Raw genomic sequence first — 1,226 nt, forward strand, 5'->3', positions numbered from 1 at the left:
CTCCTGCCAAGCGTAGCTGGCGGGAGCAGAGGGAGCGTCGTCGTCGGCGGCGCATGTGGCTCGAGGAAGTCTTGGGCTGGATTCTCGTGCCAATCATCGTCGTCGGCACCTACTGGGCCATCGACGGCGTGATGACCGCACTCGGTACTTCGCCGTCGGCAATCCTCGCCGGCTTCAACACGATGACGTCGGGGTTCTGACGCCCGATCGCCACGCGGGGATCGGACAATCTACTCGTCCCGTTCCCGCCTGAAGGGCGCTGCTGCCGCGAGCTCTTCCGCTGCGTCCGCCACCGCGTTCCGTTCGTGCTCCAAATAATCGGCGACCGCCTGTCGCAATGACGGGTTGGCGATGTCGTGGGCCGACGACGTGATCACCGGCCGGTAGCCGCGCGCCAGTTTGTGCTCGCCTTGGGCGCCGGCCTCGACACGGTCGAGACCCTTCGCGATGGCGAACTCGATCGCCTGATAATAGCAGACCTCGAAATGCAGGAACGGGTGATCTTCGAGGCAACCCCAGTTGCGCCCGTAGAGCCGCGTATCGCCGATAAAATTGATGGCGCCTGCGATGTAGCGTCCCTCGCGTTTCGCGAGAACGAGCAGGATGCGATCGGCCATGCGCTCGCCGATCATCGTGAAGAAGCGGCGGTTGAGGTAAGGGCGCCCCCATTTGCGCGAGCCGGTATCCATGTAGAACGCGAAGAAGGCGTCCCAATGCGCCGTCATGATGTCGGCCCCGGTCACCCATTCGATGGTGATGCCATTCGCCAGTGCGTCGCGACGCTCGCGACGGATGACTTTGCGCTTGCGTGAGGAGAGGGCGCCGAGAAAACCCTCGAAGGTTTCATAGCCCCCGTTGAACCAGTGGAACTGCTGGTCGTCGCGGCGCAGGAAGCCATCGGCTTCGAAGGCGCGCAAATCGGTTTGCTGGATGAACGTCGCATGGATGGACGACGCGTTCGTCTGCGCCCGCAACGCCCGCAGACCGGCGATGAGGTGCTTGCGAACCTCGTCGCCCGCCGCTCCACGCGCAACGAGCAAGCGCGGACCGCCGACCGGCGTGAACGGGATGCTGACCTGAAGTTTCGGATAATAGCTTCCACCCGCCCGCTCGAACGCGTCGGCCCAGGAATGATCGAACACGTATTCGCCCATGGAGTGGGATTTGAGGTAGCAGGGCGCTACGCCCACGAGCGTGCCGGCGCTATCCTCCACCAGGACGTGAAC

Annotated in this window: 1 protein-coding gene and 1 pseudogene; one reads left to right on the top strand and one right to left on the bottom strand. The window is 63.9% G+C overall.

The features are described 5' to 3' along the window. Positions 1 to 200 (top strand): annotated as a pseudogene (locus AC1DT3_RS21765) (hypothetical protein); the annotation flags it as partial. A 30-nt stretch (positions 201 to 230) separates the two neighbouring features. On the opposite strand, the gene AC1DT3_RS21770 reads toward AC1DT3_RS21765, so the two are convergent. After that, positions 231 to 1,226, bottom strand: a 996-nt coding sequence (locus AC1DT3_RS21770) for a GNAT family N-acetyltransferase (RefSeq protein WP_477467263.1), incomplete at its 5' end; no start/stop codon positions are given.

This window comes from Microvirga sp. P4_G7, from assembly GCF_056401005.1.